The organism is Psychrobacter raelei (genome assembly GCF_022631235.3).
GTDB classification, from domain to species: domain Bacteria; phylum Pseudomonadota; class Gammaproteobacteria; order Pseudomonadales; family Moraxellaceae; genus Psychrobacter; species Psychrobacter raelei.
The window spans coordinates 2,737,625-2,756,309 of record NZ_CP093310.2 but is presented as its reverse complement, the minus strand read 5'-3'; the positions used below and the strand labels follow the sequence as shown (position 1 = coordinate 2,756,309).

At 45.4% G+C, this 18,685-nt stretch carries 15 protein-coding genes and 2 tRNA genes; 5 read left to right on the top strand and 12 right to left on the bottom strand.

Annotated elements, in window-relative coordinates:
- Positions 1–234 precede the first annotated feature (234 nt).
- The 4 genes from bfr (MN210_RS11550) to MN210_RS11535 all read left to right on the top strand — a co-directional run bounded on the left by bfr (MN210_RS11550) (position 235) and on the right by MN210_RS11535 (position 3,885).
- Positions 235–714 (top strand): bacterioferritin, encoded by a 480-nt coding sequence (bfr, locus tag MN210_RS11550; RefSeq protein WP_011961327.1) that lies wholly within the window; start codon positions 235–237, stop codon positions 712–714.
- A gap of 66 nt (positions 715–780) precedes the next feature.
- A complete protein-coding gene (bfr, locus tag MN210_RS11545) occupies positions 781–1,254 on the top strand; it encodes a bacterioferritin (protein WP_011961326.1) in 474 nt (157 codons plus the stop codon).
- Positions 1,255–1,457: 203 nt separating this feature from the next.
- Positions 1,458–2,606, top strand: coding sequence for an aminotransferase class V-fold PLP-dependent enzyme (locus tag MN210_RS11540; RefSeq protein WP_011961325.1), 1,149 nt, complete (start codon positions 1,458–1,460; stop codon positions 2,604–2,606).
- Between the two features lie 172 nt (positions 2,607–2,778).
- The gene (locus tag MN210_RS11535; protein ID WP_338412245.1) at positions 2,779–3,885 is read left to right on the top strand and encodes an RNA-guided endonuclease InsQ/TnpB family protein; all 1,107 of its coding nucleotides are present in this window, start codon (positions 2,779–2,781) and stop codon (positions 3,883–3,885) included.
- 42 nt (positions 3,886–3,927) lie between these two features.
- Here MN210_RS11535 and MN210_RS11530 read toward each other — a convergent pair whose 3' ends face one another.
- Positions 3,928–5,610, bottom strand: coding sequence for an AMP-binding protein (locus tag MN210_RS11530; protein WP_011961324.1), 1,683 nt, complete (start codon positions 5,608–5,610; stop codon positions 3,928–3,930).
- A 473-nt stretch (positions 5,611–6,083) separates the two neighbouring features.
- On the opposite strand from MN210_RS11530, the gene MN210_RS11525 reads away from it, so the two are divergent.
- Positions 6,084–8,189, top strand: a complete 2,106-nt coding sequence (locus tag MN210_RS11525) for an FAD-dependent oxidoreductase (RefSeq protein WP_338412848.1) — start codon at positions 6,084–6,086, stop codon at positions 8,187–8,189.
- Between the two features lie 114 nt (positions 8,190–8,303).
- Here MN210_RS11525 and MN210_RS11520 read toward each other — a convergent pair whose 3' ends face one another.
- The 11 genes from MN210_RS11520 to MN210_RS11470 form a co-directional block, all read right to left on the bottom strand.
- Positions 8,304–9,272 (bottom strand): calcium/sodium antiporter, encoded by a 969-nt coding sequence (locus MN210_RS11520; protein ID WP_011961322.1) that lies wholly within the window; start codon positions 9,270–9,272, stop codon positions 8,304–8,306.
- A 108-nt stretch (positions 9,273–9,380) separates the two neighbouring features.
- On the bottom strand, positions 9,381–9,761 hold the full coding sequence (gene panD / locus MN210_RS11515) for an aspartate 1-decarboxylase (protein WP_011961321.1): 381 nt from the start codon (positions 9,759–9,761) through the stop codon (positions 9,381–9,383).
- Positions 9,762–9,948: 187 nt separating this feature from the next.
- Positions 9,949–10,533, bottom strand: a complete 585-nt coding sequence (pth, locus tag MN210_RS11510) for an aminoacyl-tRNA hydrolase (RefSeq protein ID WP_041773826.1) — start codon at positions 10,531–10,533, stop codon at positions 9,949–9,951.
- Between the two features lie 83 nt (positions 10,534–10,616).
- Positions 10,617–11,291 carry a 50S ribosomal protein L25/general stress protein Ctc gene (locus MN210_RS11505; RefSeq protein WP_110817060.1) on the bottom strand — a complete coding sequence of 225 codons (675 nt, stop codon included), beginning with the start codon at positions 11,289–11,291 and terminating at the stop codon, positions 10,617–10,619.
- Between the two features lie 226 nt (positions 11,292–11,517).
- Positions 11,518–12,474 (bottom strand): ribose-phosphate pyrophosphokinase, encoded by a 957-nt coding sequence (locus MN210_RS11500; protein ID WP_011961318.1) that lies wholly within the window; start codon positions 12,472–12,474, stop codon positions 11,518–11,520.
- 81 nt (positions 12,475–12,555) lie between these two features.
- Positions 12,556–12,631, bottom strand: a tRNA-Gln gene (locus MN210_RS11495).
- 221 nt (positions 12,632–12,852) lie between these two features.
- Positions 12,853–12,928 (bottom strand) — tRNA-Gln (locus MN210_RS11490).
- Between the two features lie 162 nt (positions 12,929–13,090).
- On the bottom strand, positions 13,091–14,062 hold the full coding sequence (gene ispE / locus MN210_RS11485; protein ID WP_338412244.1) for a 4-(cytidine 5'-diphospho)-2-C-methyl-D-erythritol kinase: 972 nt from the start codon (positions 14,060–14,062) through the stop codon (positions 13,091–13,093).
- Positions 14,063–14,131: 69 nt separating this feature from the next.
- Positions 14,132–14,854, bottom strand: coding sequence for a lipoprotein insertase outer membrane protein LolB (gene lolB, locus MN210_RS11480; RefSeq protein WP_241878630.1), 723 nt, complete (start codon positions 14,852–14,854; stop codon positions 14,132–14,134).
- Between the two features lie 247 nt (positions 14,855–15,101).
- Positions 15,102–17,288 carry a tetratricopeptide repeat protein gene (locus tag MN210_RS11475; RefSeq protein ID WP_338412243.1) on the bottom strand — a complete coding sequence of 729 codons (2,187 nt, stop codon included), beginning with the start codon at positions 17,286–17,288 and terminating at the stop codon, positions 15,102–15,104.
- A 144-nt stretch (positions 17,289–17,432) separates the two neighbouring features.
- A complete protein-coding gene (locus MN210_RS11470) occupies positions 17,433–18,368 on the bottom strand; it encodes a polyprenyl synthetase family protein (RefSeq protein ID WP_338412242.1) in 936 nt (311 codons plus the stop codon).
- Positions 18,369–18,685: the final 317 nt, after the last annotated feature.

Here is an 18,685-nt window from a genome sequence, read left to right as displayed (position 1 = left end):
AAAGTGAGCCATGATAAATTCAGGTTCACTTTTTTTTGTTTGATACGTTCTCATTTGCATTTGTCCCTCCATTCTCAGTTCTAAAAACAACTGTCTTAATACTGTGAATTTGCTACTATATTATTTATACAAAGAGTTATGGTTATACAAAGAGTTATGGGTTTAAAGACGTAGCCACATTGAAAATGATAGGGCGTCACTTATAAATAAAATGTTAAATAAAAGGTAACTACCATGAAAGGCAGCCAAAAAGTCATTGATTACTTAAACTTCTTGCTCGGGGGTGAGTTAGGGGCCCGCGATCAGTACTTTATCCATTCAGAGATGTATGGTGAATGGCATTACGGTAAGTTATATGATCGTATTCATCATGAAATGGAAGATGAAACCTTACATGCCCAAGCCATTATCCGCCGTCTATTAATGCTAGGTGGCAAACCTAACATGACTGTAGATCCTATCAATATAGGTAGCACAGTACCTGAGATGCTGAAGCTAGACTTAGAGCTAGAATACAAAGTACAGCAACATCTAAAACAGGGCATCGCGCTGTGTGAACAAGAGCACGACTATGTCACCCGTGATATTTTGGTGGCTCAGTTAGAGGATACAGAAGAAGATCATGCGCACTGGTTAGAGCAGCAGCTTCGATTGATTGACATGGTAGGTCTACCAAACTACTTACAGAGCCAAATGGGCGAGATTTCAGAATAAGCCTCATTTGCTATGAGTACACAATTTTAGCCGCCATGAAGTCAACAGCAGGATTAGGAGAAAGTTATGCAGGGTGACAAAGACGTTATTCGTGCCTTAAACAAGGTGCTTGGCCAGTCATTAATCGCAATCAACCAGTATTTTTTGCATGCCCGTATTGCCAAAAACTGGGGTATTGAAGAGTTAAATGAGGCGTTTTATAAACAATCTATCGCTGAGATGAAATGGTCAGATGCGCTGATTGAACGCATCTTATTACTAGAAGGTCTGCCTAATTTGCAAGATTATGGCAAGCTGTTCATCGGTGAAGATGTGGCCGAGATGATTGAGTGCAACGTACTTTTAGAAAATCAAAAATTTGATACTATTACCGAATCAATTACACTGTGTGAGCAAAAGCAAGATTACGTGTCTCGCAAGCTGCTACTGGATCTAAAAGACGGTAATGAAGATTATGTGGATTGGTTAGATACTCAAAAAGACTTGATTGAAGCTATGGGTATTGAGAATTATATCCAAGCCAAAATCGAAGATGAGTAATACGTTATCTTGCTATTACCTTTGTAATCTTTGCCAAAGACCCGCTTAGTCATAAGTGGGTCTTTTTTTTGTTAATTCCGCTCAGTCATGAGTTAAGTTGTACTCATCAGCAGGTTACAGCTATACTAAAAACGCAAGGTAGTATTTGTGGTATAACTAGTGTCACCCCCCAAGTATGATTTTAATAAAAAATAGGAGTAGCTATGCCTGCATTACGTTCCGATGTTGATCCTGATGGTTTGTTAGAGTATTCAGTAGTTTATACCGATCGTGCTTTAAACCACATGTCAAAAGTATTTCAGCAAGTCATGACTGATTTATCCAGCAATCTAAAGCAAGTTTATGCCGCCGATGCTGTGGCCATTGTGCCAGGCTCAGGCACCTATGCTATGGAAGCGATTGCCCGCCAATTGGCCACAGACAAAGACTGTTTGGTGATACGCAATGGCTGGTTTAGTTATCGCTGGACCCAGATTTTAGAAAAAGGCAAAATTGCCAAATCTGTAGAAGCGCTAAAGGCCCAGCAAGTAGAGGGTGAGTCAGAACAAGGCGCGCCCAATCCATTTGCACCTGTGGCCATCGAAGACGCTGTGGCTGCCATTAAAGACAAAAAGCCTGCTGTGGTGTTTGCGCCGCATGTTGAGACCGCCTCAGGTATGATTTTATCTGATGACTACATCAAGCAGTTAGCAGAGGCTGTACATAGTGTGGGTGGATTACTGGTTATCGACTGTATTGCTTCAGGCTGTATCTGGTTGGATATGAAGCAGTTAGGTATTGATGTTCTGGTTTCTGCGCCGCAAAAAGGGTGGAGTAGTACCCCTTGTGCCGGTCTTGTTATGCTCAGCGAAAATGCGGTCGCCCAAGTAGAGGCGACTGAGTCTGACAGCTTTAGCTTAGACTTAAAGCAGTGGCTTAATATCATGCGTGCCTATGAAAATGGTGGACATGCCTATCATGCCACTATGCCCACCGATGGCCTACGTATGTTCCGTGATGTGATGCTAGAAGCCAAAGAAATCGGCTTTGAGGAATTAAAGCAGGCGCAGTGGGAGCTTGGCAATCGTATCCGCGACTTGCTAGAAGACCGCGGTATCCAAAGCGTTGCTGCCGAAGGCTATCAAGCACCAGGTGTGGTGGTGTGCTACACCCAAGATGAAGAGATGCACAAAGGCCGTGCTTTTGCTGCTCAAGGTATGCAAATTGCCGCCGGTGTGCCGCTACAAGTGGGTGAGCCTGATGGCTTTAAAACCTTCCGCTTAGGTCTGTTTGGCTTAGATAAATTGATCGATATCGATGGGGCAGTGGCGCGCTTTAAGCAAGTGCTAGATAAGGTGCAGCCTGCTGCTTAATTGGCTGATTGTAAGAGTTAAAAAGACGCCAGCGAATCATTCCTCGTTGGCGTTTTTTATCACCGGTCGCCGTAAAACCACCCACTTCAGGGGTGGATATAAGGCGACACACACTGTCGTGATCAGTACTTAAAGTATTGCAAGTTAAAATTAACCTCGCCATACTAACCCTATGAAAACCCTCAAGCTACGCATCAAAGACAAACATGCAAACCAGCTAAACAAACTAGCTGGGAGTGTTAACTATGCGTGGAACTATGTTAATGCGTTAAGCTTTGAGCATTTAAGACGCACAGGTAAGTACTTTTGGGCCTATGATTTAAGCCAATACACCAAAGGCAGTGGAGAGTATTTAGGCTTGCACTCGCAAACTTTGCAAGCCATCAACGAAACTCATGCCAAATCTCGTAAGCAGTTTAAAAAAGCCAAACTTAATTGGCGAACCAACCAACCCGATGCCAAACGAAAAAGCTTAGGTTGGATACCTTTTAAAAAGTCTGCTATCAAGTATCTACATACAAGACAGACAGGCAAAAAGGCACTGAAATCAACCATACAGCTATCGCTCTGTAAAGGTCAAAAGGTAATCATAGACGTATTCGATAGCTACAATTTGTCTTTGTATCAAATCAATACGCTTGAGATAGTGCAAGACAGCCGTAATCGCTGGTATGCCTGTATTACCGTCAAAGATTTTCCTAGACAAGCAAGTGGCAAAGGCAGCGTTGGTATTGACTTAGGCTTAAAGCAGTCTGCTACCACCTCAAACGGTGACAAGCTGACAACCAAACAAACGCAAAAGTGGGCTAAAAAGCTTGCAATAGCTCAAAGAGCGAAAAACAAACAGCGAGTCAAAGCAATCCATGCCAAAATTAAAAACTCAAGATTAGAATTAATTCACAAATTCACCACCCAATTAGTTAAGGATAATGCCTTAATTGTGGTTGGTGATGTTAAATCACGCTCATTCACCAATTCGATGACCAACCTAGCTAAATCAACATACGATGCAGGATGGTTTGAACTCAAAAGACAACTGGAATATAAATGCAAGTATGCAGGTTGTCAGCTTGAGATGGTAAATGAGAGTTACACTACCCAGACCTGCTCGTGCTGCCTTAAAATAAGTGGTAGTAGTCCAAAAGGTAGAGCAGGTCTTGGAATAAGAGGATGGAAGTGTGCTGAGTGTGGCACATGGCATGATAGAGATATCAATGCTGCTAAGAACATCCTTGCGGTCGGGCTTGACCGTATAGTTGTAGGAATCCCCTCGGTTTAGCGAGGGGAGGAAGTCAAGGCGGCTATAAAGTATGGATACTGCCTAAGACTTTACCTTGGGCTCTTCATTGGCCATAGATTGGGCGGCATTACGCAGCTCAAACTTTTGTATTTTTCCGGTGCTGGTTTTAGGAATTTCACAGAAAATCACATGTTTGGGCACTTTAAACTTGGCCAGATGCTGACGACAATGCTCAATAACCTGATCACGGGTCAAAGTTGCGCCCTCAGCTATTTCGATGAAGGCCACAGGCACCTCTCCCCACTTATCATTGGAGGCTGCCACCACGCCGCAGCTACTCACCTCAGGCATTTTGTATAAGGTGTTTTCAATCTCAATACTTGAGATGTTCTCGCCTCCTGAGATAATGATATCTTTTAGGCGATCCATAATTTTGATATAGCCATCTGGGTATTTGACGCCCAAGTCACCGGTACGGAACCAGCCGCCTGCAAACGCCTCTTTGGTCGCTTTGGGGTTTTTTAAATAGCCTTTCATAACCATGTTGCCCTTTAAGGCCAGCTCGCCCATCTCAGTTGCATCAGCAGCAACCGGCTCGGTGGTGCCTTGTTTGAATACCTCAAAGCCGCTCATTAAGTGTGACACCACACCTTGACGCGATTTTTTGGCAGCACGTTCTGACACCGAAAGCTGTTGCCATTCATCATGCTCAGCACAGATGGTTACCGGCCCGTAGACCTCAGTGAGACCATACACATGAGTGACATTAAAGTTCATCGCCTCCATCTTCTCGAGCATGGCTTCAGAAGGCGGCGCACCGGCCACAAAGCCTTTCACATTATGGTTAATGGCTTGCTGTAACTGGCTATCACCTGCCGCGATCATATTATGCACAATGGGGGCGGCGCAGTAATGAGTAATCTGATATTTGGCAATGAGTTTTAGGATTAAATTGGCATCGATTTGACGTAAGCAGACGTTAATACCAGCACGCTCAGCGACTGTCCAAGGAAAACACCAACCGTTACAATGGAACAAGGGTAAGGTCCATAAGTAGGTGGTATGCTTGGGCATGTCCCAATCTAAAATATTTGACAACGCATTCAAAGTAGCGCCGCGGTGATGATAGACCACGCCTTTGGGCTTGCCGGTGGTACCTGAAGTGTAATTGAGAGCAATGGCATCCCACTCATCGGTGGGATAGATGGTGCCATCAAAGGCTCTGATTGCCTCATCAGAGTCAAATTCACCGCTTTGTAAGAGTGCCTCATAGCTCATTTTGCCAAAAGCAGGCACATCAGGCAGCGTCATGTCGGTGGCGTGAATGAGGATTAAGTTGGGGAAGGTTTCTTCTATAAGCTCTACATGATGAGCGTATTCGCTGTCAATGATCAACACTTTGGCTTCGGAGTGCTGCAAACAAAAGGTGAGGGCATTGATGTCTAAACGCGTATTTAGAGTACACAGTACCCCTTGCGACATAGGTACTCCAAAAGCGGCTTCCACCATGGCCGGTGTATTGGGTGCCATAATGGCCACAGTATCTTCTTTGCCAATACCAAGCTTGCGCAGGGCGTGGGCCAATTTACGGCAGCGCTCAAAGGTTTGAGACCAGGTATAGGTAATGGGCGTGTTGACTAAATCATCATAAATGATAGAGGTTTTATGAGGATAGACCGAAGCGGCGCGAGTGAGGAATTGTAAGGGCGTGAGCGGCTGGTGATTGGCCTCGGTTTTGCCTAAACCGGTAGTATAATCGGTCATAAAAGATAGTCCTTTATCAGAAATGTTGAGTTAGGTATCTGAGCATGAATGTCTAAGCGGTCATTGCATACCCTTTGCACGACCCCTCTAAATAAGCTTATGATACAGATAGTTTGTCATTTTTATTGTGATGACAATGAGTGAGTATATGTTAACTCAAATTAGTTGGTCAACTACCAATATCAAATTTGTATTACCCAATATACCGGCTAAGTATAAGTTAATAAATAATTTTTTTTATGATTGAGTTGCCGCTTTAGTCCGCAGCCCTTTATAAGAGCTAATTATTAGTTCAGTTAAGTTAAGCAATGTTATCGGTAGAGAACCCGCTACCCATCTGTTACCTAACCATTTAGATAATTTTCCCTTTAAGTCATTGTATATTGATAAGGATATTTTTTATGGCAGCTGCCGCTACCTCAGCCCAACCTTCCATCTCGGTCGATAATGCACAGAATATTTCTGTGACCAATATGGCCTATCCACATATTTTTGAGCCTTTAGATTTGGGCCATACCAGCTTAAAAAACCGTATTGTCATGGGGTCGATGCATACCGGATTAGAAGATCGCTTTTATAACTACGGCAAGCTGGCAGCTTATTTTGCTGAGCGTGCTAAAGGCGGCGTGGCGATGATGATTACCGGTGGTATTTCACCCAACCGTGAAGGGTGGCTGCTGCCGGCAGGTGGTAGTATGAATACTAGAGCGGATGTGATTAATCATCAGCGGTTAACCCGTGCGGTACATCGCCATGACAGTAAAATCATTATGCAAATTTTGCACAGTGGTCGTTATGGTTATCATCCATTTGTGGTATCTGCCAGTCCCTTTAAGTCGCCCATATCCCCCTTTAAACCGCGCCAAATGAGCATTAAAAATATCAAAAGTACCATTGCTGATTATGCGCGCTCTGCGAGCCTTGCCAAACAAGCTGGCTACGATGGGGTAGAGGTGATGGGCTCAGAAGGCTACTTACTGAACCAGTTTTTATCGCGTCATGTGAACCAGCGCACCGATGAATATGGTGGTGATATCAATGGGCGTATGAAGTTTGCAGTCGAAGTAGTCGAGGCAATACGTGAAGCGGTGGGTGAAGACTTTATTATTATATTTCGCTTATCCATGATTGACTTGGTCAAAGATGGCAATGTTATGGATGAAGTCATCACGGTCGCCAAGGCATTAGAGGCGGCTGGGGTGAGTATCTTTAATACAGGTATCGGCTGGCACGAAGCCCGTGTACCGACCATTGTCACCAGTGTCCCACGTGCCGCTTTCGTGGACTATACTGCAGAGGTCAAAAAACATGTGTCCATCCCTGTGATGGCAGCCAACCGCATCAATATGCCACAGACAGCAGAGCAAATCTTGGCGAATGGGCAAGCTGATTTAATTCAGATGGCGCGCCCCTTTTTAGCGGATCCAGACTGGATCAATAAGGCCAAAAATGGTCAAACCGATCGCATCAATACCTGCATTGCTTGTAATCAGGCCTGCTTAGACCATACTTTTGAAAACAAGCGCTCCACCTGTTTGGTCAACCCCAGAGCCTGCTATGAGACTGAGCTTAGCTATGAGCCTACCAAAAAGCCGAAGAAAATTGCTGTGGTTGGTGGCGGTGTGGCAGGCATGTCAGCGGCGACCATTGCTGCCAAACGTGGCCATGATGTCACCCTTTATGAGGCCAAAGACATCTTAGGCGGCCAGTTCAACTACGCCAAAGTGATTCCGGGTAAAGAAGAGTTCTTTGAAACCACCCGCTATTATCTCAACGAATTAAACTATCAAAACGTTGCCATTAAACTCAATACCAAAGTGACCAAAGAGATGTTGGACGAGGCTGACTATGACCACGTCATTATCGCCACAGGGGTAGTGCCACGCAGCTTAGAAGGCAAGCTTGAAGGGGCGGATAATGCTAAGGTGATTAGTTATGCTGAGCTGCTATCTGGCGAAAAAGCTGTGGGTGAGAGCGTAGCGGTGATTGGGGCTGGCGGTATTGGCTTCGATGTCAGTGAGTACTTGACTGCCCGTCATGGCCAGCCACTACATGAATTGGGCCCTGAGACCTTAAAAGACCCAAGCTACCGCCCTGAGCCGCAGTCTGTGACTGACTGGAAGCAAGAGTGGGGGGTGAATACTCAAGCGGATTATCAGACCGATGGCGGCTTAACTCGTCCTGAGAAGATTGTTCCGGCTCGCCGTGTGTATTTGCTACAGCGCCGTGATGGTCGTCTGGGCAAGGGGCTGAACAAAACCACCGGCTGGGTGCACCGTGCCCATATTAAGTCTCATGGTGTGCTACAAATGCCTGGTGTGACTTATGACAAGGTAACCAATGAGGGCTTATGGGTCACCACGCCGCAAGGCCACAGTCAGCTACTTCGTGTTGATACCATTGTGGTCTGTGCAGGGCAAGAGTCAGTCAATGAGCTTATGCCGGCCTTAACAGATGCCAAAGCCAGTACCAAACTAGGTAAAACTGAATACCATATTATTGGCGGTGCGAAATTAGCAGCAGAGCTTGATGCCAAACGGGCGATACGTGATGGGGCTGAGCTTGCTGCTAGACTATAACGCCAGCTCATAGCTTAATCATAATCAGACATAAAAAAAAGAGGCCGTTAACGGCCTCTTTTTTTTGGTTTTGCGACAACAATGGCTTATCTGGCTAAAAGCTACGTGCAGCAGCTAGGCGGCAGATTTCGCCAACAACACTGAATAGAAGATAAAGGTTAAAATGAGCACCACGCCACTGCCATGCTTCATCTCACCTTGGCGCTTAAAGGCTATAATTGCCAATATAAAAAGTAGCACGCTGACCATGCCCACCATCATCACATCGCGAGACAAAATCTGAGGGTCAATGTGTTGCATGGGTTTAATGATGGCAGCCAGCCCTACCACACCTAATGTATTAAATAAATTTGAGCCAATGACATTGCCCAGTGCCATGTCATGCTCACCGCGTCTAGCGGCTGCCACACTGGCTACCAGCTCGGGTAATGAGGTGCCAATGGCCACGATGGTTAGACCGATAAGCAGCTCACTCATGCCCCACAGTGTGGCTAATTCAACCGCACCCCAAACGATGGCTCGTGAGCTGGCGATTAATAAACTCAAGCCCAGGATTAATGTGCCAAAGGATTTGAAAACATTAACCTGCTCTTTGGCTGCCAATTGCTCTGGTAACTCTACTTTGTCCTTGTTACTTCGTAGACTTAACAGAATCTGTATCAGTAACACCGCCACTAAGGCGACAACAAGCACAATGCCATCGAGCCGAGATAAATTGCCATCGACCAACTGAATAGCTGCCAAAGCAGTGACCGCCAGTAACAGCATTAAGTCGTATCGAATCACATCGCTACGGATCAAGATGGGGCTAATTAACGCGGTCACGCCAAGTACTAAGGTAATATTGATAATATTAGAGCCATAAGCGTTACCCAGCGCCAAATCCGGACTACCAGCAAACGCTGCCAAGGCAGATACCACAAGCTCGGGCGCTGAAGTACCAATGCCTAAGATAATGACCCCAATCAAAAAGCTTGGCATATTAAAGCGCACAGCCAAGCTGGTGGCACCATCAATAAAGGTGTCTGCACTCCAAACTAAAATGGCCAATCCAAGGACAACAGCGACAATCGCTAGGCCCATAAAACACTCCCATACGGATTAATAAAAATAATAGGATAATAAAAATAAAAAATGCTAAGCAAAGTGAATCGCTTAGCATTTACTAAAAGGGGAAATAAAGGGTAGGGATTAAGACACTTGGACCGGAATGATATTGGCCGTATCTTTTACAGTATTGTCTTCATTACAATAGACTAGTTTTGGTTTATGCGTATCGGCTTCTTGCTCATCCATCTGAGCGTAAGCACAAATGATAACGATGTCGCCTAAGTCTGCCATATAAGCGGCAGCACCATTTAATGAAATAATACCAGAGCCGGCTTCAGCACGGATGGCATAAGTGCGAAAGCGCTTGCCATTGCTGACGTTGTAGATATCAATGGATTCGTTTTCACGAATACCAGCTAGATCCAATAAGTCGCCATCTATCCCACAAGAGCCTTCATAGTGCAAATCTGCATGGGTAACGCGGGCACGGTGTAATTTGCCTTTTAATAAGGTCAATAACATAGAGGATTCCTTGAAATAATGGGCCGGAAAAATTGTACGCAAAAAACGTGAGAGCAAATTATACTCATAAAAACAGCACTATTCTGCTATTTTTTCAATAAATTCGCAAAAAGAAAAATACGGAAGGGGTAGTAACTTAATAGCGGCAAATATCAAAAAATCAATAGCCGCCTTAAGTTAATGTCTATCAATTGGGAAGTTTAAAGCCATTAATTTGACTGCGTGCTTTTTCAATATCGCCAGTTACCATCAACTTTAATGAGGACATAGCGGCGTCTAAAGCAGCTTCAATAGCAATTTGATCTTCAGGAGAGGGTTTAGATAGGACATGGCCACTTACTTTAGATTTATGACCGGGATGGCCAATGCCTATACGTAAGCGGTGAAAGTCATTGCCTAAATGGGGCGTGATATCACGTAGGCCATTATGACCGCCATGACCACCGCCAGTTTTTAGCTTAATACTACCTGCTGCAATATCAAGCTCATCATGAGCGATAAGGAGCTCTTCAGGTTTAATGTCATAGTATTTCGCCATAGGCACAACCGATTGACCTGACTTATTCATAAAAGTCATCGGCAACAACAGGCGAACATCGGTACCAAAGATACGTCCGCGTCCGGTTAAGCCATTGAACTTCTTGTCAGCTGCCAATTCAATATTAAATTGATCGGCAATCAGGGCCACAAACCAAAAGCCAGCATTATGTCGGGTTTCGACATACTGCTGACCTGGGTTGCCAAGCCCAACAATAAGTTTAAGTTGGGACATAGCGTTCTCACTGTCTAGTAAGTAAGGAGGGCCACCCATAACTGATAGCACAAGGCGTATCGGTTGTGAGTGGCGGGCGAAAATTATTCGCCTTTGTCTTCTTCACTACCTTGTTCGGTAGCTGGAACGTCAGCTGCGTCAACTTCTTCAGCATCAGTGTCAACTTCTTCAACAGTTGGGGCCTGCATGTTAACCACAGTGCGGTCAACTGGCTCATCAACGTCAAGTTCGAAGATAACAACACCTTCAGGAAGTTTGATGTCTGTTAAGTGTAGAGACTCACCGATTTCTAGGTTAGACACATCTACTTCTAGGAATTCTGGTAGGTTAGAAGGTAGACATACGATTTCGATGTCAGTCACTAGCGTAGATAAGATACCGCCTGCTTTGATACCTGGCGCTTCTTCACGACCTGTGAAGTGCAATGGAATCTGCATGTTGATCTTCTGACCTTTAACGATGCGCTGGAAGTCAGCGTGCATTGCAAAGCCTTTAGAAGGATGACGCTGTAGGTCTTTAATAACCGCTAGATGCTCTTCGCCTTCAAGGTTGATGGTCAAAATGTTTGAGAAGAAAGCTTCGTTTTCAAGAAGTTTCCATAGCTCATTTTTTTTGATAGCGATAGCTGTAGGCTCTTCGTTACCACCATAGATAATGGCTGGTACAAGATTTTGCTTACGCAGGCGGCGGCTCGCACCTTTGCCCTGCTGATCTTCGGTACGAGCGATGCCGTTTACCGTGTATAAAATATCACTCATGAGAGTATCCTTGATTAAATAATTTGGTTTGATGCTATCTTCAAGCTACGCTTGCGACCAACGTGGCCAGACAAACATCGTAGTTTTTGTACCCAAAATAGCCTCAACTTGAGGTTGATACAGATACAAAGGCCGTATTATACGGGTAATGGGCATTAAAATCTAGCACAAAAAAACCGCCCGGCATTAGCGGGCGGTTTTTTTGTTAGTCATCAGGCTGCAGTGATTAGTCGATAGACTCAAACATTGCACTGATAGACTCTTCATTGTTGATACGGCGTAAGCTTTCGGCCAATAGTGAAGCAATGGTCACTTGACGAATTTTGCTGCAAGCCTTAGCTTCATCAGACAAAGGAATACTGTCCGTTACGACCAGCTCATCCAACACAGATTCGCCAATGGTTTTAATCGCATTACCCGATAATACAGGGTGAGTGATATAACCTAAGACGCGACGGGCGCCATTGTCTTTAAGGGCTTGGGCGGCTTTACATAGCGTGCCTGCGGTATCTACCATGTCATCAACAATCACACAATCACGGTCTTTTACATCACCAATGATATGCATAACTTGTGATTCATTAGCACGAGCACGACGCTTGTCGATGATGGCAAGCTCGGTGTTACCGCCAAGCTCTTTGGCCATAGCACGCGCACGAACAACACCACCTACGTCTGGTGACACAACCATTAGGTTGTCGTAGCCTTGCTTTCTAAGGTCTTTTAACAATACTGGCGTACCGTAGATGTTATCTACTGGAATGTCAAAGAAACCTTGAATTTGGTCAGAGTGCAAATCGACAGTCATCACACGATCAATACTAACGATGTTTAGCATGTCTGCCACTACTTTTGCCGAAATAGGCACACGCGCTGAACGGGGACGACGATCCTGACGAGCATAGCCGAAGTAGGGCATAACCGCAGTGATACGACCGGCACTTGAACGACGCAGTGCATCAGCCATCACCATGATTTCCATCAAGTTATCGTTGGTAGGGGCGCAAGTAGGTTGTAGAATGAAGACGTCTTTACCACGTACGTGCTCTTTAATCTCAACAGCGATTTCACCGTCAGAGAAGCGCGTGACATCAGCACGGCCAAGAGGAATGTGTAAGTGATCTGCGACAGTTTTTGCCAGCTCAGGGTGGGCATTACCCGTAAAAATCGCCAGATATGGCATGGTTCAAGTCCTATTTATTTGACTTAGGAGAGGAGCAGTAGAGACTGCACAAATAAAGAAGAAAGTTGAACGTTTAGAAAATGGCAGGGGTAGCTGGACTCGAACCAACGGATGTCAGGATCAAAACCTGATGCCTTACCAACTTGGCTATACCCCTGTAACAGACAAACTTTATCAAGAACTCATGTGCTGCTGTTAAAGTAGCATGTCTCTTGATAATTTACTATCAAAATATTTATAATTTATCAATATTTTGATACTTTTTACTTACTGTCTTCTCGGTTGCGTTCGACGCGAACTATACCGAAAACTAACTAGATATGTCAATAAACTAAGCCATTTAATTTTATAAATACCTGGCTAAGCCTTTGACGAATATGGCAGGGGTAGCTGGACTCGAACCAACGGATGTCAGGATCAAAACCTGATGCCTTACCAACTTGGCTATACCCCTTTATGGGCGAGTTATTATACACAAGAATTTTTCGATTGCAATAGTTTTTCAATACTAATTTAAAAGATATTATTTTTGATGGAAATTACCAGGGTTTAAAGTAGCAGGGTGCCCTGCATTTAGGTAGTCTTTAGGCAGCCTTTAAGTAGCAATTTTGCCAAATTATTCAGGGTTTTGTCCGTTTTTATCTAAACTTTGGGTCAGTACATAATCACAAGGCGCCCCAGCATTGCTAAGGTGATGTGTTATGAGGCTGATTTTGTCAGTAGGTATTGGCAAAAATACACTGCTGCCGGTACCGGTCATACGTGCTTGGGTGCCGGTGAGCGCCTCAAGCTGTCTAAGATAATTGAGTGCCTGATTCACCTCAGGCACCAACTTGGTCACCACCGGCTCAAATACATTGCTAAATGGCGCATTAAGCTGCTGTAAGTAGCAAGATTGTGCCGCTTTTATCTCATCTATGCTTAATGCGGGCACATTGCGCTGCAAGTCAGGGTGGGCAAATAGGGCTTGGGTTGCTGCATGAGCTGCAGGATTTAATAGCAAATATTGATGCTGTGGCAACTTGATGGGGGTTAGCCGCTCGCCGATGCCCTCAGCAATGGCATCTTGCCCAAGCACAAAAATTGGCACATCAGCGCCGACCGTTGCGCCAATCTTGATTAAAGCCTCAATGTCATAATGAAAGCCCCATAGCTTATTTAGCGCTATTAAGGTAGTGGCTGCATTTGAGGAGCCGCCACCAAGGCCTGCGCCAGTTGGTAGAACTTTGTTGAGCGTCACTTCGATAACCGGCAGGTGAGGGGTTACCGCGGGGTCAGATGACCGTGCGGGGGCACTGTTTTGCCATGCCTGTAGCAGCGCAACAGCCGCTTTGATGACCAAGTTGTCCATCACCTGTGCGGTGATGGCCACTGTACTACTTAAGCGAACCGGTAAGTGCTGCTCATTAATCGGCGCTGTAGGATCGAAGCTGTCTTGGGTGACCAAGAACTCTAGGGTATCACCCCAGTCTAGCAAACGAAACACCGTCTGCAAGTTATGATAGCCATCTGCTCTTTTACCGGTAATGTGCAAAAACAGATTGATTTTCGCCGGTGAAAATAAACTAAGCTTGGCATACGAGGTCATAATACAGTCTTCTTACAAAAGGCTATTAACGTATCTGCTTCAATAGTGAATTGGACGCAACTTTATTGGTTATTTATCGTGCGCTATGGTCAAGATAACTCGGTGACCATCGTTACGCATCACAGTGATTTTATTGGGTCGACGGGTTTGTGCTGCGCTGTCTTTATAATCGAAGCGGGCTATCCAGTCGCCATTTTGTGAGGTCTGTAGGCGCCCTTGTGCGTCGAGCTCACTGTTGCTATCAGTAGGCGCAGGGCGACCAGAAATCCAGTGGCGCAGCTGAGAGATCGGGGCTTGCCAGCCTGTGGCTTGCTGCAATAATTCCTCTGGTGAGGCGGCACTAATCTCACCAGTACGGTCGCTGACTAAGGTTGCGGTATTACCATCATATTCAATCACAGTGTGGCCGATGCCCAGTGCGCCAGTGATATCAATGGCAAAGCGCTCATCTTCTTGTGCCCACACATAAAAGGCACTGCCAGATTGTGCAGCGGCAGTTTGTGTCTTAGGCGTGGTAACCCCAATTTTACCGCGAATGCTAAAGCTTTTTAGCAAGTCAGGATACTGAGCATCGCCTGCGGTGACGACCTGTGTGGTATTAGCGCCCCCTAACGTCTGAGTGGTCTGGCAGCCCGTGATTACCACAGCACAAGCGGCTAGGGCTAAACCTGCCCAAGCTTTGGTCATGCGAGGGGTATTGGTAGGCTTAGTAGCGGTAATACTAGTGTCAATCATAGCGTCACTAGGGCGCTGAGTAACAGTAGCCGCACGGCTTGAAAACAGTAGGGTCATAATTGTCCTTAATAAATAAGTCTTAAAAATAAATCCAAAATTGAAGCAAGTGTATAACAATGATAATAAAAAGATAAAACTGGGCGCTAAAAACAGCCAATAAGCGCTAAGTTTAGCAAAGCTTTATCATCTGTAAGCATCTAGATGGTTCGGTTTTTGTGATTTTCACGGTATCGGCGGCGGCCAAATTTATAAGCTTTGTCGGTTTATAATTAGGATAGATTGACAGCTGCACGACACATTCATACTAATACGACTGCAAGCGATCACTTAAATCTTGCTGACCGACCGCAAAGCGCTGCTGAATATCATTAAATAAGCTCAGCACTTTATCCTGCTCATCTAAGCCTTGATAAGCGCGCAGCAAAATAATTCCTGAGTCTAGGGTGGGCGAGATGTCATAAGGCCCCTCTAAATATTCGACCACTGCTTGATACTGCTGCTTTGATAGAGCATCAGCGGCTAAGATGTTTAAAGCAGCCAAATAATTGTTTTGCTTAAACATAGGTGAGTCAAAAGGAATCTCTAATATTGACTGCGCCAAAGTAAGCGACTTTGCCACCTCTGTCTCATCACCTTGCTCAAATAACAATACCGCCAATGCCAAAATATAATCCGGGTTTTCTGGGTTAATCAGCAGCAGATGGTCCAGCAGTTCGTGTTTGAGCGCCGTATCTTTTTCATTATCTAACAGTTGTGCGCGGGCAAAAAGTAGCTTGGTATCATCGGGCGCACGCGCATTGGCGTCGGCTAACAACTGCTGCGCTTCAGGCAATTTACCTTGCTGACGTAAGATATCGGCCTGCATGATGGCACTTTCGGGCGCATAGACATCAAATTGATGGCTAAACTGCTGTAAGGTGGCCAATGCTTGATCGGCATGACCCTGTAGCAACTGGATAGACACCAGCTTTTGACGTGCTTTTAACACTAAGTTTTCTTGCATGACTTTGGACAAAAACCGCTCAGCACGCTCGTATTTGTGCTGACGTTCGGCGCTGATACCCAAATAATAATAGGCTTGGTCGATATAAGCGGGGGAGGAGGCCAGCTCAGAGAGCAGCTCATCGGCCTTGGTATAAGCCTCAATATCGATACTGACCAAGGCGGCCAGCAAAGTCACCTCTTCATCATGAAATAAATCATGCGCTACTAATAACAAATCCCAAGCTTCTTGGGTCTGACCTAGCTCAAGTAGATAGCGTATTTCATAAAGATATAAGGTTTTATTATTCTTTAAGCGTTTGCGCTCGCTACTGACAAATTTTAAAACCTTACGATCAGGTTCTAGCTGCTTTAGGATATCGGCTTTTAGCACAATAAAGGGGGCGTTGTTGGGCTGAGACTTCAAGGCACGATTGACACTGACCAAAGCAATATCTGGCTGACCCAAATGTGACATTAGTCCAGCCTGCATGACAAGCAGTGAGGGGTTGTTGTGCTTGGGCAGTCGCAGCAAGGTCTCTAACAAGCGGCGCTGATCGGCCTCGTTATTGGGATAAATACCGATCAAAATCTCGCTCAAATCGGCTTGAGAATCATAACTTAATATCTCAGAGAGTACTTTTCCGGTCAGCTCATAATCACTGGCCTTGAGTGCCAGATGCGCCACATAAAATAAAGCAGGAATATGCTCTGGGTTTTGCTGCTGCCATTTGAGTGCAAAATCTAAGGATTCTCTGGGCGTCTCGTATAACAAAGACAACTCAAGCGCACGCTCAAACACACTGGTGGCATCTTGTTTGAATGACTCTTGTTTATAAAGCGCCAAGGCTTGATCAATCTCGCCGCGACTTAACAAAAACTCGGCATTCATCACATTGAGCAGGCTAGGTCGGTCTTTGGTTAAGGACAGCCGGGTATTGCTATCTTCTTCTATGGGATGACTGCTGATATCGGGGTCTAAAGCGGGCTGTTCGGTCACCAATTTTCCTGCTCGCGGCTCAGAAGGTGGCTTTCTATCAATAATATTAATAATGGGCGAGAACACTCGGCGGATAGGATCAAGCACACTGGCATTGGCAGAGACTGAGAAAGTCGCCATGCTGGCCAGACTCAATAAAATACATAGCCTTAAAAAGCGTTGGCGGGCACTCAAGCTATTGGCAGCAGGCAAAACGGCATAAGAGGTCTTAGTGGGGCTTAATCGGTCATTTTGAGGGCCATTTAAGGGTTGGCCGATATCATAAGAGGAAGTGTTAGATGTGCGCTTGACAAAAAAAGGCTGTGACAAGCCATTCAACAGCCGAGTGCGCCCACTAGGGCTGCGTTTGGCAGCTTTACTATGTTTGGCGGCCGTGCTGTTAAGGGCAGGATTTGTTTTGGCTGACTTAGATTTAACGGCATTATGCAAGCGGGCTTGAGCGCCCCGAAAACGATTTTCGACCCTTTGGGCTAACGCTTTAGATGAATCAAACTTACGCGAGAAAAGCATAATTTTCCGGTTGCTATGATAAAGAGTTAAGTCAAAAGCGCCGCTTATTGATTAAGCTAAGCCTGCCCAACAGCTGACAGTATAAGTTATCTATTATAATCAAATATGATAGGGGCTAATAGTATCGATAGCGTATCAAGCTTGTTATTTTTGACGCTGCCACAACCACTGTGCTAAGTCGATTAAGCTGCTATTTTTATCAAAATTATCATCAATGGCTTGATTTGCCGCCAAAAATAATGACTTGGCATAGTCGGTGGCAGCCTCTACGCCCATCAATTTGACATAAGTCGATTTGTTAAGTCCCTCATCACTGCCAGTAGGCTTGCCTAAAGTATCAGTACTTGAGGTGACATCCAAGATATCGTCTTGGACCTGAAATGCTAAGCCCACATTAGTGGCAAATGAAGTAAGGGCTTGGTACTGAGTGTCATTGGCATCAGCGCAGGCGGCGCCCATTAACACCGCAGCCTCAATTAACGCCCCAGTTTTATCGCGGTGAATGGCCTCAAGCTGAGGCTGACTCACTTGTTTGTTCTCAGCATTTAAGTCCAGCATCTGACCTGACACCATGCGGCGGGCACGGGGTGCAAAAAGGGTAAGTAAGCTGGCCGCTTTGTCATTGGATATGGGCGCAAAACCAGGCAAGTCAGCGCTTAAAGCTTCAAAAGCCAAGGTCTGCAACACATCGCCGGCCAGCAGGGCTGTCGCCTCACCAAACTTAATATGGCAAGTGGGACGGCCACGGCGCAAGTCATCGTCATCCATACAAGGCAGATCATCATGAATTAGTGAGTAGGTGTGCAAGAATTCAACCGCTAACATGGCACGGCGACAGTTGTCATCAAAGAGGGGTAAGGTGTCGATTGTGGCCGCCTGACTACTGGCAAGCACGGTAAGATAGCCGCTGGCCACTAGCAATGGACGCACTTTTTTGCCTTGCCCAGTCATGGCATAGTGGCAGGCCTCATGTAAGGGACTAGGCAGATTGGCATGATTAAGCAGGGTCTCGATATCCGCTTGTAAGGTAGAGATGACCTGTTGGCTGAGAGTGTCAAAGTTGAGGTGCTGATTAGTCATAAAAGCGGACCCGATAAACAAAATTAGGACGATAAGAGAAGGTTAGGAGGCGTAGTTTACCATGAGAGGGAGAAATTTAGCGTAGCCGCTGGCCTTTACCCATGACCAATTACAATTAAAAACGGCACAGATAAGGCGCAGTTAAGTTACCAATGCCGTACGTAGCAGCTTTTGACAATCGTAACACGCACATCCATTATAGAAAATATATGACCTATGAGTCAGTCATTGCGCTGTGACAGCGGGGGGTTAAATCCCCTACACTAACCGGCGTAGAGATTGTAGGAGCAGATAGAAACGGGCAACCATATAATAGA

Coding starts and splice junctions, on each gene's coding strand:
- MN210_RS11500 (WP_011961318.1), bottom strand. CDS start 12,474: ATGCCATATCTGGCGATTTTTACGGGTAATGCCCACCCTGAGCTGGCA.
- MN210_RS11535 (WP_338412245.1), top strand. CDS start 2,779: ATGAAAACCCTCAAGCTACGCATCAAAGACAAACATGCAAACCAGCTA.
- MN210_RS11530 (WP_011961324.1), bottom strand. CDS start 5,610: ATGACCGATTATACTACCGGTTTAGGCAAAACCGAGGCCAATCACCAG.
- pth (WP_041773826.1), bottom strand. CDS start 10,533: ATGTCCCAACTTAAACTTATTGTTGGGCTTGGCAACCCAGGTCAGCAG.
- ispE (WP_338412244.1), bottom strand. CDS start 14,062: ATGACCTCGTATGCCAAGCTTAGTTTATTTTCACCGGCGAAAATCAAT.
- MN210_RS11525 (WP_338412848.1), top strand. CDS start 6,084: ATGGCCTATCCACATATTTTTGAGCCTTTAGATTTGGGCCATACCAGC.
- lolB (WP_241878630.1), bottom strand. CDS start 14,854: ATGACCCTACTGTTTTCAAGCCGTGCGGCTACTGTTACTCAGCGCCCT.
- bfr (WP_011961327.1), top strand. CDS start 235: ATGAAAGGCAGCCAAAAAGTCATTGATTACTTAAACTTCTTGCTCGGG.
- MN210_RS11470 (WP_338412242.1), bottom strand. CDS start 18,368: ATGACTAATCAGCACCTCAACTTTGACACTCTCAGCCAACAGGTCATC.
- MN210_RS11520 (WP_011961322.1), bottom strand. CDS start 9,272: ATGGGCCTAGCGATTGTCGCTGTTGTCCTTGGATTGGCCATTTTAGTT.
- MN210_RS11475 (WP_338412243.1), bottom strand. CDS start 17,288: ATGCTTTTCTCGCGTAAGTTTGATTCATCTAAAGCGTTAGCCCAAAGG.
- MN210_RS11540 (WP_011961325.1), top strand. CDS start 1,458: ATGCCTGCATTACGTTCCGATGTTGATCCTGATGGTTTGTTAGAGTAT.
- bfr (WP_011961326.1), top strand. CDS start 781: ATGCAGGGTGACAAAGACGTTATTCGTGCCTTAAACAAGGTGCTTGGC.
- MN210_RS11505 (WP_110817060.1), bottom strand. CDS start 11,291: ATGAGTGATATTTTATACACGGTAAACGGCATCGCTCGTACCGAAGAT.
- panD (WP_011961321.1), bottom strand. CDS start 9,761: ATGTTATTGACCTTATTAAAAGGCAAATTACACCGTGCCCGCGTTACC.